The following is a 13,000-nucleotide window of genomic DNA, read 5'->3' on the forward strand; positions in this document are numbered from 1 at the left end:
TGAAGGCAGCTAACAATCAGCCGTACCCTCAGACACCCAACAGCGTGCCCGGCACCCCCCACCACTCATGATCAGCTTTCCACGCCCCGAAGAGCAGTACTCACAGCCTGAGATGACCGAAGATGCCGAATAATCAACGTTCCACCCATGAGCAACCACCGTCGAACGTGTGCCGACGTAATGGCCCTGGACCACCAGGCACGCCTGGCGGTCTAGATGCTCCTTAGAAAGGAGGTGATCCAGCCGCACCTTCCGGTACGGCTACCTTGTTACGACTTCGTCCCAATCGCCAGTCCCACCTTCGACAGCTCCCTCCCACAAGGGGTTGGGCCACCGGCTTCGGGTGTTACCGACTTTCGTGACGTGACGGGCGGTGTGTACAAGGCCCGGGAACGTATTCACCGCAGCAATGCTGATCTGCGATTACTAGCAACTCCGACTTCATGGGGTCGAGTTGCAGACCCCAATCCGAACTGAGACCGGCTTTTTGAGATTCGCTCCACCTCACGGTATCGCAGCTCATTGTACCGGCCATTGTAGCACGTGTGCAGCCCAAGACATAAGGGGCATGATGACTTGACGTCGTCCCCACCTTCCTCCGAGTTGACCCCGGCGGTCTCCTGTGAGTCCCCATCACCCCGAAGGGCATGCTGGCAACACAGGACAAGGGTTGCGCTCGTTGCGGGACTTAACCCAACATCTCACGACACGAGCTGACGACAGCCATGCACCACCTGTACACCGACCACAAGGGGGGCACCATCTCTGATGCTTTCCGGCGTATGTCAAGCCTTGGTAAGGTTCTTCGCGTTGCGTCGAATTAAGCCACATGCTCCGCTGCTTGTGCGGGCCCCCGTCAATTCCTTTGAGTTTTAGCCTTGCGGCCGTACTCCCCAGGCGGGGAACTTAATGCGTTAGCTGCGGCACCGACGACGTGGAATGTCGCCAACACCTAGTTCCCACCGTTTACGGCGTGGACTACCAGGGTATCTAATCCTGTTCGCTCCCCACGCTTTCGCTCCTCAGCGTCAGTAATGGCCCAGAGATCCGCCTTCGCCACCGGTGTTCCTCCTGATATCTGCGCATTTCACCGCTACACCAGGAATTCCGATCTCCCCTACCACACTCTAGCTAGCCCGTATCGAATGCAGACCCGGGGTTAAGCCCCGGGCTTTCACACCCGACGTGACAAGCCGCCTACGAGCTCTTTACGCCCAATAATTCCGGACAACGCTTGCGCCCTACGTATTACCGCGGCTGCTGGCACGTAGTTAGCCGGCGCTTCTTCTGCAGGTACCGTCACTTTCGCTTCTTCCCTGCTGAAAGAGGTTTACAACCCGAAGGCCGTCATCCCTCACGCGGCGTCGCTGCATCAGGCTTTCGCCCATTGTGCAATATTCCCCACTGCTGCCTCCCGTAGGAGTCTGGGCCGTGTCTCAGTCCCAGTGTGGCCGGTCGCCCTCTCAGGCCGGCTACCCGTCGTCGCCTTGGTGAGCCATTACCTCACCAACAAGCTGATAGGCCGCGGGCTCATCCTTCACCGCCGGAGCTTTCAACCACCACCCATGCGAGTGACAGTGATATCCGGTATTAGACCCCGTTTCCAGGGCTTGTCCCAGAGTGAAGGGCAGATTGCCCACGTGTTACTCACCCGTTCGCCACTAATCCACCCCGAAGGGCTTCATCGTTCGACTTGCATGTGTTAAGCACGCCGCCAGCGTTCGTCCTGAGCCAGGATCAAACTCTCCGTGAATGTTGTCCCGTAATCGGGATGACACCACGAGAGCGGAACAGCCGGGCGGAATAAGCCCAGCCGTTCACAGCGTCCTCGCTGTGTTTTACTTCAAAGGAACCTCGACCACCGGAAGATTCCGGCGGACGGGGTATCAACATATCTGGCGTTGATTTTTGGCACGCTGTTGAGTTCTCAAGGAACGGACGCTTCCTTTGTACTCACCCTCTCGGGCTTTCCTCCGGGCGCTTCCCTTCGGTCTTGCGTTTCCGACTCTATCAGACCGTTTCCGATCCGATTTCCTCGGTGCTTTCCAGGTTTCCGCTTTCGCGTTTCCCTTTCCGGCGGTTCCGACTCTATCAGATCCTTTCGGGCCTGATTCCCTGTCGGCGGGGCCTTTCGACATTCACTACGTTAGCCGATTCCCTCGGCAACTCATAATCGAGTTCCGCGAGTTTGAATTCAGGCATGCGGGCACGCCGAATTCGCCCCCGCTGAGGGGTGATCGTAGGTAGTGGTTTGGCCGCTTCCGGTTGCTGGCGATTGCCATACCCGGTTCAGCGGCTCGGGCCACGTTACGCACCTTCCCAGGGCGAGTCAACTTCGGCGGCGCCTCGGGACGTGGGCCCGATAAGGGCTCACCGTCGGGTCGTTGGCGCTCCAGAAGCGCCACGGGTGAACGCCCCCGTCGCCGGCCACGCCGGTGCGGGGACCGTTGCGTACCTGGTCGGGAGCGATCGGCGTGCCCGTCAGGATGCGGAGGGGGGTGTCCCCGGAGGTACATACGTCCGTGCCGTCCAGGTCCCGGCCCACGTCCAGGGCGGTGGCCAGGCGTGCGGGCCCTTTGGCCAGTTCCTTGTCATTTCGGGCCGAGAGTCGACGTTTACGCGCGAGCTCGGCACCCTCGACGATCTCGCCGGCCCGGAGCAGGACCGCGCTTGCCCGTCCTTCGGGGCCGCACACCAGGTTCATGCAGAACCACATGCCGTAGGTGAAGTAGACGTACACGTGCCCGGGCGGACCGAACATCACTCCGTTGCGGGGCGTGTGGCCGCGATAGGCGTGGGAGCCCGGGTCGTTCGCACCGTCGTAGGCCTCGACCTCCGTGAGGCGCAGGGCGATCGGACCGTCCGGGGTCGTACGCACGAGGAGCCGGCCCAGGAGGTCGGGGGCGACTTCCAGTACGGGTCGGTCGAAGAACTCCCTGGGGAGTGGCATACGGTCCGGTGAAGCGATCATGGCGCCCGAGCCTAGTCCAGACGGGTGGGGGCCAAGGGGTGGTCAAGGTTCCGTCTGCTTGCCAGGGTGAGGGCGCGGAACCGGGCACGCCCGGATCGCGTTTGTAGGGATCAAGGGTCCACACGTAAGAGGAGAGACATGGCGTTCAAGAAGCTGCTCGCGAGCCTGGGGGCCGGTGGGGCTTCGGTCGAGACGGTGCTGACCGAGGTCAACGTCGTTCCGGGCGGCGTCGTCCAGGGCGAGGTGCGGATCCAGGGCGGGTCCGTGAACCAGGAGATCGAGGGCCTGTCCGTGGGCCTGCAGGCGCAGGTCGAGGTCGAGAGCGGCGACCAGGAGTACAAGCAGAACATCGAGTTCACGAAGGTGCGGCTCGGTGGCGCCTTCGAGCTGCAGGCCGGGGCCGTGCACGCCGTGCCGTTCGGGCTGGAGATCCCCTGGGAGACGCCGGTCACCACGATCGACGGGCAGGCCCTGCGCGGGATGCACATCGGTGTGCGGACCGAGCTGGAGATCGCGCGGGCGGTGGACTCCGGTGACCTGGACCCGATCAACGTGCATCCGCTGCCGGCGCAGAAGGCGATCCTGGACGCGTTCATCCAGCTGGGCTTCCGCTTCAAGAACGCGGACATGGAGCGCGGGCACATCCGGAACACGCGCCAGAAGCTGCCGTTCTACCAGGAGATCGAGTTCTTCCCGCCGTCGCAGTACCGGGGGCTGAACCAGGTCGAGTTGAGCTTCGTGGCCGACGAGCACGCCATGGACGTCATCCTGGAGATGGACAAGAAGCCGGGGCTGTTCAGCGAGGGCAGTGACACGTTCCGGTCGTTCCAGGTGGGTCTGCACGACTTCCACGGGACCGACTGGGCGGCGTACCTCAACCAGTGGCTGTCCGAGGTCGGCAGCAAGCGCAGCTGGTTCTAGGCTCGGGAACTGCTGATTCCAGTAATCGATCAGGAGGTACCGACGTGACCGAGCTCAAGAGGCGGCCGCTCCCCCATGACTTCCATCCGCCCGTGCCGTCGTTCACGGTCACGAGTGAGGACGTCGAGGAGGGGGCGACGCTCAGGGACGCTCAGGTCTACGCGGCCGGCAACACCTCACCGCAGCTGCGGTGGGAGGGCTTCCCGCCGGAGACCAAGAGCTTCGCCGTGACCTGCTACGACCCGGACGCCCCGACGGGCAGCGGGTTCTGGCACTGGGTCCTGTTCGACATCCCGGCCTCGGTGACCGAGCTTCCGGTGGGCGCGGGCAGTGGCAAGTTCGAGGGGCTGCCCGAGGGTGCCGTGCAGGCGCGCAACGACTACGGGAGCAAGGAGTTCGGCGGGGCTGCTCCGCCGCCCGGGGACGGGTCGCACCGGTATGTGTTCACGGTGTACGCGGTAGACCAGGAAAAGCTCGGGCCGGACTCCGACGCCTCTCCCGCCGTCGTCGGTTTCAACCTGCGGTTCCACGCGATCGCGCGTGCCCAGCTCATCGGCGAGTACAAGAGTCCCGCGGAGAGCTGAGTAAGCAGAGCGTTCATTGAACGTTTGCCCGCCTCTGGTCATGGAAGTGATCGGAGGCGGGCATTTTTTATTGCGTTGTCCATCTCGGCGTGCCCGGCCAGAGTTGATCCAAGCCCGCCAGAGGGTGGGCCGGTGCGCATGGGAGGTGGGCTGGATGCGGGACACGCTGGTGCTGAACGCGAGCTTCGAGCCGCTGTCGACGGTGACTCTGAATCGAGCCGTCGTTCTGGTGCTGCAGGACAAGGCCGTTGTCGAGCAGGCCCACCCCGAACTGCGCATGCGCGGAGCCGCGGTCGACATACCCGTGCCCCGGGTGATCCGGCTGTGCAGGTACGTGAGGGTGCCGTTCCGAAGACAAGCCCCGTGGTCGAGGCGGGGTGTGCTGGTCAGGGACCGGCACCGGTGCGCGTACTGCGGTCGCCGGGCGACCACGGTGGACCACGTGGTGCCTCGGGCTCAGGGTGGTCGGGACTCGTGGCTCAACACGGTCGCCTCGTGTGCGGAGGACAACCACCGTAAGGCGGACCGGACTCCGGAGCAGGCGGGGATGCCGCTGCTGCGGCAGCCGTTCGAGCCGACGCCGCAGGATGCGATGCTGCTGACACTGGGGGCCGAGGAGTTTCAGGCGTTGCCGGCTTGGTTGGCGCGGGACGCCGCTTAGGCGTCTGCCGGGCTACAGCCCCGCGCCCCCTCAAAGAGGGGGCGCGGGGTCTGACGTAGTTCTGGAAGGTGGGGTCAGTCGATGGACGGCTTCTCTCGGCGTTCCGAGCCGCCGGAGTTGCCTCCGCCGCCTGAGTTTCCGCCTGAATTGCCGCCGAACGGGCTGAAGTTGCCCATGGCCCCGGACAGTCCCTTGAGTGCGTCGCCGATCTCGCTGGGGACGATCCAGAGCTTGTTGGCGTCGCCCTCGGCGATCTTCGGGAGCATCTGGAGGTACTGGTAGGAGAGCAGTTTCTGGTCGGGGTCGCCGGCGTGGATGGACTCGAAGACGGTGCGGATCGCCTGGGCCTCGCCCTCGGCGCGCAGGGCGGCGGCCTTGGCCTCACCCTCGGCGCGCAGGATCTGGGACTGCTTCTCGCCCTCGGCGGTGAGGATCGCGGCCTGGCGCGTACCTTCCGCGGTGAGGATCGCGGCGCGCTTGTCACGGTCGGCGCGCATCTGCTTCTCCATCGAGTCCTGGATGGAGGTGGGCGGTTCGATCGCCTTCAGCTCGACGCGGTTGACGCGGATGCCCCACTTGCCGGTGGCCTCGTCGAGGACACCGCGCAGGGCCGCGTTGATCTCCTCGCGGGAGGTCAGGGTCCGCTCCAGGTCCATGCCACCGATGATGTTGCGCAGGGTGGTGACCGTCAGCTGCTCAATTGCCTGGATGTAGCTGGCCACTTCGTAGGTGGCGGCCCGTGCGTCGGTCACCTGGTAATAGATGACCGTGTCGATGTTGACGACAAGGTTGTCCTGGGTGATCACCGGCTGGGGCGGGAACGGCACGACCTGCTCGCGCAGGTCGATGCGGTTGCGGATCGTGTCGATGAACGGGACAACGATGTTGAGGCCTGCGTTGAGTGTCCGCGTGTAGCGGCCGAAGCGCTCGACGATGGCGGCGCTGGCCTGTGGAATGACTTGGATTGTCCTGATCAGGGCGATGAACACCAACACCACCAGAATGATCAGGACGATGATGACCGGTTCCATCGTCGTTCCCCGTACCCTTCTCCGCCTCGGCTCTTTCGGAAGATCTTATGGTTGTTGAAGATCTTGCTGGTCGAGTCTGACAGACCCACGCACAACTCGTGGGCCGTTCGGTTCAGTTGAGTCGCACGAGGTCAGATGACGATCGCGGTGGCTCCTTCGATCTCCACGACATCCACTTCCTGCCCCACTTCGTACGCGCTGTCGGTGTCGAGCGAGCGTGCCGACCAGACCTCGCCGGCCAGCTTGATCCGTCCTCCGGAGCCGTCGACGCGCTCCAGTACGACGGCCTGCTTGCCCTTCAACGCCTCGACGCCTGTGGCGAGTTGAGGGCGCTGTGCACTGTGCCGGGCCGCGATGGGCCGCACGACGGCGATGAGGGCGACCGAGACGGCGACGAAGGAGAGTACCTGGGCCACCGCTCCGAAGCCCAGTCCGGCGATGACGGCGGCGGCGACGGCGCCCACCGCGAGCATGCCGAACTCCGGCATCGCTGTCACCACGAGCGGGATTCCGAGCGCGGCCGCGCCTACGAGCCACCACACCCATGCGTCGATGTCGTTCACATGGTCATGGTAGGACCGCGGGTCCTGCCTCCGACAGGGCGCGATGTGACGGGAAGGGCTTCTTACCCGTGTTTTCGCGGGTACTTCACAGAGTCAGGACGGAGTCAGGACAGCGGCAGGCCCTGAGCGGTCCAGCGGTCGCCCACCTGCTCGACGACGAGCGGGAGGCCGAAGCAGAGGGAGAGATTGCGTGAGGTGAGCTCGAGCTCCAGCGGGCCTGCGGCGAGGACCTTGCCCTGGCGGATCATCAGGACGTGGGTGAAGCCGGGGGCGATCTCCTCTACGTGGTGGGTCACCATGATCATCGAGGGGGCGATCGGGTCGCGGGCGAGCCGGCCGAGGCGGCGTACGAGGTCCTCTCGGCCGCCGAGGTCGAGGCCCGCGGCGGGCTCGTCGAGGAGGAGGAGCTCGGGGTCGGTCATCAGGGCGCGGGCGATGAGGGTGCGCTTGCGCTCGCCCTCGGAGAGGGTGCCGAACTTGCGGTCCACGTACTCGGTCATGCCGAGGCGGTCGAGGAAGGCGCGGGCGCGCTGCTCGTCGATGTCCTCGTAGTCCTCGTGCCAGCCGGCGGTCATGCCGTACGCGGCGGTCAGCACGGTCTGCAGGACGGTCTGGCGCTTGGGGAGCTTGTCGGCCATGGCGATGCCGGCCATGCCGATGCGCGGGCGCAGTTCGAAGACGTCGGTGCCGGGCTTGCCGAGGGTCTCGCCGAGGATGGCCGCCGTGCCCGTACTGGGGTAGAGGTAGCTGGACGCGACGTTCAGGAGGGTGGTCTTGCCGGCGCCGTTCGGGCCGAGGATGACCCAGCGCTCGCCCTCCTTGACCGACCAGGAGACCTGGTCCACCAGAGCCCGGCCCTCACGGACCACGGATACGTCCTGAAGCTCCAGAACATCGCTCATGAGCGCGTTGTCTCCCCTTGCAGTGTGACCGGTCTCGGCGTCTCGGCGGTCGCGGGCGCCTGTGGCGCCGCCCTCGAAGAAATCTACGCCACCGGTCGGCCGCTCCATTCCATCGGTCCGGTCCTTAGGGTGGAGGCATGCTTTCGGAACCACGTTCAGGACGCCTTGCCGCTTGGGGAAACGCCCTTTTGGCCGGACTTGTCTCACCTGATGACGCCGTGCTCGCGATCGTCGGGGACGATGCCGTGCACCGGATGGAGGGGCTGCCCGGGGAGTCGGGGCCGGTCGGGCTCACGCTCGCGCTGGGGCGGCTGCGGGCGCTCGGCGTGACGGGGCTGCGGCTCGCGCTGCCCGCGCCGGGGCATCCGCTGGGACTGAGCGGGCCGGCGGAGTTCAACGCGCGGGCGATGGAGGCCGAGGAGGCGGTCGTCTGTTACGGCGCCGCGCTCGGGCTGGTGCCCGAGGTGACCGAGGCCGGGCCGGCCGGCGATGTGCATGTCGAGGTCGTCTGGCACTGTCTGGCGGTGCGGGAGGCTCCGCCGGCCGACGTGCCCTCGCTGGGCGAGGCTGAGCGGGAGCTGGCCGAGGCGTTGCGGGAGGCCACCGAGGTTCTGGCCCGGTTGGACGTGGCGGCGTCGGGGCCGGTGGCGGAGGCGGCGATCGATGCGTATCGGGCGCGGGCCGAGCGGGGGCGGGAGGTGCTGGCTCCCGGGTATCCGCCGCGGGCGGTGCGGGTGCTGGAGCTGGCGCAGCGGATCGGGTTGCTGGTCTCCCTCGCCCAGGAGAACGGGCACGGGGGCGCGGTCAGCTCCGCCGAGATGGCGGCCCGGTCCGGGGTGTTGCGGCCGGTGGAGCGGGTGGCTCGGCGGGCTCAGGTCGCTGCGTACAACTCCGTTGTGGAGGAGCGGGAGCGGGGGGTTCGGTGAGCCTCTTCGTGCTGGGTGACCGGAGTTTGGGTGGTCGATCCTGGGGGCTCTGCCCCCAGGCTCCCGTATCGGCCTGAACGGCCTCGTCCTCAAACGCCGGACGGGCTGACAGTGCCCGACCGGCTTTGGAAAAGTCTGCGGGAGACCTGCGAAAAACTGACCGGCCTCCCGGGAGCGCCCGGAAGGCCGGAGGTCTATGCGCGGCGTGGGGCGGTCGTCAGCGGTTGACGCCCAGGTTGCCGAAGGCGGGGTTCAGGACGCCGATGACGTTCACGCTGTTGCCGACCGCGTTCACCGGGATGTGAACCGGGGCCTGGACCAGGTTGCCCGAGACGATGCCCGGGGAGTTCACGGCCGTGCCATCGGCGTGCGCGTCGGTGGCGGAGGCCATGCCGGCACCAGCGGCGAGCAGGCCGCCGGCCACCATCGTCACTGCCGCAGCCTTCTTCAGGTTCTTCACTTTCTTAAGCCCTCCCTAGCGGTAGCCGCGGCAATCGCCGCAGCACGCACTGGAGAACGGCGGAGATCCGCGAAGGATGCGCCATCCGGGGGACATTCCCACGACGGTATGAATCTCAGCCCGGAAGGGAACCCTCCGTATTGCCGTGACGTACGGGCGCGAGCGGCGTGTATCAGCCGGTCACGCCGTGGCGTACGGCCCACAGCGCCGCCTGGGTGCGGTCCGCCAGGTCGAGCTTCATCAGGATGTTCGAGACGTGGGTCTTCACGGTCTTCTCGGACAGGACGAGGGCCCGCGCGATCTCCCGGTTCGAGCGGCCGTCCGCTATCAGGCCGAGCACCTCGCGCTCCCGCTCCGTGAGCGAACCGCCTCTCCCCTGGCCCGAGTTGGCCTCCTCCTGGGACAACAGGGCGCCGGCCACCTCGGGTTGGAGCAGGATGTGCCCGGCGTGGACCGAGCGGATGGCTCCGGCGAGCGCGTCCGGGTCCACGTCCTTGTAGACGTAACCGGCGGCGCCCGCGCGCAGGGCCGGGACCACCGTGCGCTGTTCGGTGAAGCTGGTGACGATCAGTACGCGTGCGGGGTTCGCCAGCTCGCGGAGCTTGCGGAGCGCGTCGACGCCGTCCATGCCCGGCATCTTGACGTCCATCAGGACGACGTCGGGCTTCAACTCCTCCGCACGCGCTACTCCTTCGACCCCGTCGGCCGCCTCGCCCACCACCTCGATGTCGTCCTGCACTTCGAGGAACGTGCGCAGGCCGCGGCGGACCACCTGGTGGTCGTCGACGAGCAGCACCTTGATTGCGTCAGCCACCGGGGACCTCCATCTCGATCGTGGTGCCCTTGCCGGGCTCCGATTGCACCGTCAGACTGCCGCCGACCCCGCTCGTGCGGTCACGCATGGACACCAGGCCCAGGTGGCGTCCGGCCCGTCGTATCGACTGGGGGTCGAAGCCGCTGCCGTCGTCCGTCACGCGCAGGACGGCTCCGGTGCCGCGCCGGGCCAGGGCCACGTCCACCTGCTCCGCCCCGGAGTGCCGCAGGGCGTTGTGCAGGGCCTCCTGGGCGACGCGCAGGAGGGCTTCCTCCTGGGCGGCGGGCAGTGCGCGCACGCCGCAGCTGTCGAAGGTCACGCGCGCGGTGTGGGCACGGTCGAGGACGTGGATCTGGGTGCGCAGGGTGGCGACGAGGCCGTCCTCGTCGAGGGCCGCGGGGCGCAACTCGACGACGGCGGCGCGCAGCTCGTCGGCGGCCTCGGCGGCGAGCACGGCCACCTGTTGCAGCTCGCCCTTGGCGCGGGACGGGTCACGGTCGACGAGGGCCGCGGCGGCCTGGGCGGTCAGGCGCAGGGAGAAGAGCTTCTGGCTGACCGCGTCGTGCAGTTCGTGCGCGAGGCGGGAGCGCTCCTCGGCGATCGTCAGCTCGCGGCTGCGCTCGTACAGGCGGGCGTTGGTGAGGGCGATCGCGGCGTGCTGGGCGAGGATGGCGAGCAGGTCCTCGTCCTCCTCGGTGAAGCCGCAGCCGCCTTCCGGCTTCGGGCAGGTCTTGTTGGCGAGGAAGAGCGCGCCGATGACCTCGTCGCCGTCCTTGATGGGGAGGCCCAGGAAGTCGGACATGTCGGGGTGGGCGGACGGCCAGCCCTCGAAGCGGGGGTCCTTGCGCACGTCGGCGAGGCGCTCGATCTTCGCCTCCTGCAGCATGGCGGCGAGGATGCCGTGCTGGCGCGGGAGCGGGCCGATGGCCTTCCACTGGGCGTCGCTCATGCCGTCGACCACGAACTGGGCGAAGCCGCCGTGGTCGTCGGGGACGCCGAGCGCCGCGTACTGCGCGTCGAGCAGTTCGCGGGCCGAGGCGACGATCGTCTTGAGGACGTCACGCACCTCGAGATGCCTGCTCATGGCCAGCAGCGCGGAACTCACCGCTGCGAGGCCGGACCGGGGGCCTTGACTCATGTCCTCAAGGTACCGGCGGGGTGTGACACCGCGGATCGGACCTGTGACGGCGCGGCCTGCGCCGGTGGACCTAGGACCGCCGGCCTAGGCCCCGAGTCCGGGGCCCGCGGCTTAGGCCGAAGGGCCCCGGCTGTTTGCGGCCCCCGTCCGAGGCGGCGCGGGCGGCCCCGTTCCTACGGTGATGTCACCGCCGATCGACAGGCGGGCTGGACGAGGGGACGTGTCATGCCGGTAGCGATCATCACGGGGGCCTCGAAGGGGCTGGGGCGGGCGCTCGCCGAGGCGCTGGCCGCGCGCGGCTGGGATCTGGTGCTCGACGCCAGGAACGAGGGGGCCCTCACCGATGCGGCGGGGGCCGTGTCGGCGTACGGCACGCGCGTGACCGCCGTGCCCGGGGACGTCACGGACGCCGGTCACCGGGCCGAGCTGATGGCGGCCGCGTGGAAGCTGGGCGGCGTGGATCTGCTGGTGAGCAACGCCAGTGCGCTGGGCTCCGAGCCGCTCGTACGGCTGGAGGCTCTGGCCCTTGAGGGGCTGCGGCGGGCGCTGGAGGTGAACGTGGTGGCGGCGCTGGGCCTGGTCCAGGAGGCGCTGCCGCTGCTGCGCACGTCCGAGGCGGGCACAGTGATCGCCGTCAGCTCGGATGCGGCCTCCGAGGCCTACGAGACGTGGGGCGGGTACGGGTCGTCCAAGGCCGCCCTGGAGCAGCTCGCGGCGGTGCTGGGCGAGGAGGAGCCCGGGCTGCGGGTGTGGGCGGTCGATCCGGGGGACATGGCCACGGACCTGTACGCGGCGGCCGTACCGGAGGACCACGATCCGCGGCCTGCGCCCGCCAGTGTGGTGCCGGCCTTCCTCCGGCTGCTGGAGGAGCGTCCGGCGAGCGGCCGCTACGCGGCTCCGACGCTGCTGGAGGGGCAGCGATGACGGTGGCGGTAGAGGTGCCGGAGGAGTTGTCGGCCCGCCTCCCGGTCGAGCAGCGTGGGTCCGGGCTCGACCGGGACGCCGTACGGCTGCTCGTGTCGCGTGGGACCGAGGTGTCGCACCACGCGTTCACGGAGCTGCCGCGGCTGCTGCGGGCCGGGGATCTGCTGGTCGTGAACACCTCGCCCACGCTGGCGGCCGCCGCGGACGGGTGGGTCGGGCACGCGCGCGTGGTGGTGCACTTCTCCACGCGTGGGGACGACGGCCGGTGGGCGGTGGAGCTGCGGGATCCCGACGGGAAGGGCACCACACGCGCGCGTGCGGGCGGGCCCACGGGGAAGGAGGTGTGTCTGCCCGGCGGCGTGCGGCTCGTCCTGGAGGGGCCGCTGAGCGTGGGGGGCGAGCGTTTGTGGTGGGCGCGGGCTTCGGGGGCGGAGGTCCTCGGGATGCTGCGGGAGCACGGGCGGCCCATTCGCTACTCCTATACGGAGCGGGACCAGCCGCTGTCCGCGTACCAGACGGTGTTCGCCCTGCCGTCCGCCGACGGCGCGGGCAGTGCGGAGATGCCGAGTGCGGCCCGGCCCTTCACGGCGCGGCTGGTCACGGAGCTGGTGAGCCGGGGTGTGCAGTTCGCGCCGGTCACCCTGCACACCGGAGTCGCCTCGGCGGAGGTGCATGAGCCCCCGTATCCGGAGCGGTTCTCGGTGCCGGGGGCGTCGGCTCGGCTGATCAACGCCGTGAAGGCGGGAGGCGGCAGGGTCGTCGCCGTGGGAACGACCGCCGTACGGGCCGTGGAGTCGGCGGCCGGGACCGACGGGGTCGTACGCGCGGGTGCAGGGTGGACGGACCTCGTCGTCACCCCGGAGCGCGGGGTGCGGGTGGTGGACGGACTACTGACCGGGCTGCACGAGCCGGAGGCCTCGCATCTGCTGATGCTGGAGGCGATCGCCGGCCGGGCCGCGGTCGACCGCAGCTACGAGGAGGCACTGCACGGGCTCTACCTGTGGCACGAGTTCGGGGACATCCACCTGATCCTCCCGGAGGAGTCTCCTCACACAGAGCATTGCTCCAGCAACTGCCGGTGAGACTACTGGGGGGCCGATGTGAG

13 protein-coding genes and 1 rRNA gene are annotated in these 13,000 nt (G+C 67.9%); 6 read left to right on the plus strand and 8 right to left on the minus strand.

What is annotated here, in order from left to right:
• Positions 1-227: 227 nt before the first annotated feature.
• Together ACYUED_RS09780 and ACYUED_RS09785 are read right to left on the minus strand one after the other, a co-directional pair.
• Positions 228-1,753: ribosomal RNA gene (locus ACYUED_RS09780) — 16S ribosomal RNA — on the minus strand.
• Between the two features lie 576 nt (positions 1,754-2,329).
• The gene (locus ACYUED_RS09785; protein ID WP_491291880.1) at positions 2,330-2,971 is read right to left on the minus strand and encodes a DNA-3-methyladenine glycosylase; all 642 of its coding nucleotides are present in this window, start codon (positions 2,969-2,971) and stop codon (positions 2,330-2,332) included.
• 138 nt (positions 2,972-3,109) lie between these two features.
• Between ACYUED_RS09785 and ACYUED_RS09790 the strand changes: the two genes are divergently transcribed.
• The 3 genes from ACYUED_RS09790 to ACYUED_RS09800 all read left to right on the plus strand — a co-directional run bounded on the left by ACYUED_RS09790 (position 3,110) and on the right by ACYUED_RS09800 (position 5,137).
• Positions 3,110-3,892, plus strand: a complete 783-nt coding sequence (locus tag ACYUED_RS09790) for a sporulation protein (protein WP_491291881.1) — start codon at positions 3,110-3,112, stop codon at positions 3,890-3,892.
• Between the two features lie 44 nt (positions 3,893-3,936).
• Complete coding sequence (locus ACYUED_RS09795) at positions 3,937-4,476, plus strand: YbhB/YbcL family Raf kinase inhibitor-like protein (RefSeq protein ID WP_491291882.1); 540 nt, start codon at positions 3,937-3,939, stop codon at positions 4,474-4,476.
• Between the two features lie 154 nt (positions 4,477-4,630).
• Positions 4,631-5,137 carry an HNH endonuclease gene (locus tag ACYUED_RS09800; protein ID WP_266585642.1) on the plus strand — a complete coding sequence of 169 codons (507 nt, stop codon included), beginning with the start codon at positions 4,631-4,633 and terminating at the stop codon, positions 5,135-5,137.
• Positions 5,138-5,211: 74 nt separating this feature from the next.
• Here the strand turns inward: ACYUED_RS09800 and ACYUED_RS09805 are convergent, their stop codons facing one another.
• The 3 genes from ACYUED_RS09805 to ACYUED_RS09815 form a co-directional block, all read right to left on the minus strand.
• Complete coding sequence (locus ACYUED_RS09805; protein ID WP_266511772.1) at positions 5,212-6,168, minus strand: SPFH domain-containing protein; 957 nt, start codon at positions 6,166-6,168, stop codon at positions 5,212-5,214.
• Positions 6,169-6,299: 131 nt separating this feature from the next.
• Positions 6,300-6,731 (minus strand): NfeD family protein, encoded by a 432-nt coding sequence (locus ACYUED_RS09810; RefSeq protein WP_491291883.1) that lies wholly within the window; start codon positions 6,729-6,731, stop codon positions 6,300-6,302.
• Between the two features lie 104 nt (positions 6,732-6,835).
• Positions 6,836-7,633, minus strand: coding sequence for an ABC transporter ATP-binding protein (locus ACYUED_RS09815; RefSeq protein WP_266511776.1), 798 nt, complete (start codon positions 7,631-7,633; stop codon positions 6,836-6,838).
• Between the two features lie 137 nt (positions 7,634-7,770).
• On the opposite strand from ACYUED_RS09815, the gene ACYUED_RS09820 reads away from it, so the two are divergent.
• A complete protein-coding gene (locus ACYUED_RS09820; protein WP_491291884.1) occupies positions 7,771-8,559 on the plus strand; it encodes an Rv1486c family protein in 789 nt (262 codons plus the stop codon).
• A gap of 217 nt (positions 8,560-8,776) precedes the next feature.
• Here the strand turns inward: ACYUED_RS09820 and chpE are convergent, their stop codons facing one another.
• From chpE to ACYUED_RS09835, 3 genes are all read right to left on the minus strand, one after another.
• Positions 8,777-9,019: a chaplin ChpE gene (gene chpE / locus ACYUED_RS09825; protein WP_491291885.1), complete on the minus strand. Its 243-nt coding sequence runs from the start codon at positions 9,017-9,019 to the stop codon at positions 8,777-8,779.
• Between the two features lie 172 nt (positions 9,020-9,191).
• Positions 9,192-9,833 (minus strand): response regulator, encoded by a 642-nt coding sequence (locus ACYUED_RS09830; protein ID WP_491291886.1) that lies wholly within the window; start codon positions 9,831-9,833, stop codon positions 9,192-9,194.
• Positions 9,826-10,971, minus strand: a complete 1,146-nt coding sequence (locus tag ACYUED_RS09835) for a GAF domain-containing sensor histidine kinase (RefSeq protein ID WP_491291887.1) — start codon at positions 10,969-10,971, stop codon at positions 9,826-9,828. Before ACYUED_RS09835 ends, ACYUED_RS09830 begins: the two co-directional genes overlap by 8 nt.
• Before the next feature lie 225 nt (positions 10,972-11,196).
• On the opposite strand from ACYUED_RS09835, the gene ACYUED_RS09840 reads away from it, so the two are divergent.
• Positions 11,197-11,895, plus strand: coding sequence for an SDR family NAD(P)-dependent oxidoreductase (locus tag ACYUED_RS09840; protein ID WP_491291888.1), 699 nt, complete (start codon positions 11,197-11,199; stop codon positions 11,893-11,895).
• Positions 11,892-12,977, plus strand: a complete 1,086-nt coding sequence (locus ACYUED_RS09845) for an S-adenosylmethionine:tRNA ribosyltransferase-isomerase (protein WP_491291889.1) — start codon at positions 11,892-11,894, stop codon at positions 12,975-12,977. The genes ACYUED_RS09840 and ACYUED_RS09845 overlap by 4 nt, the downstream gene beginning before the upstream one ends.
• Positions 12,978-13,000 lie beyond the last annotated feature (23 nt).

Source organism: Streptomyces sp. DF42 (genome assembly GCF_058267695.1).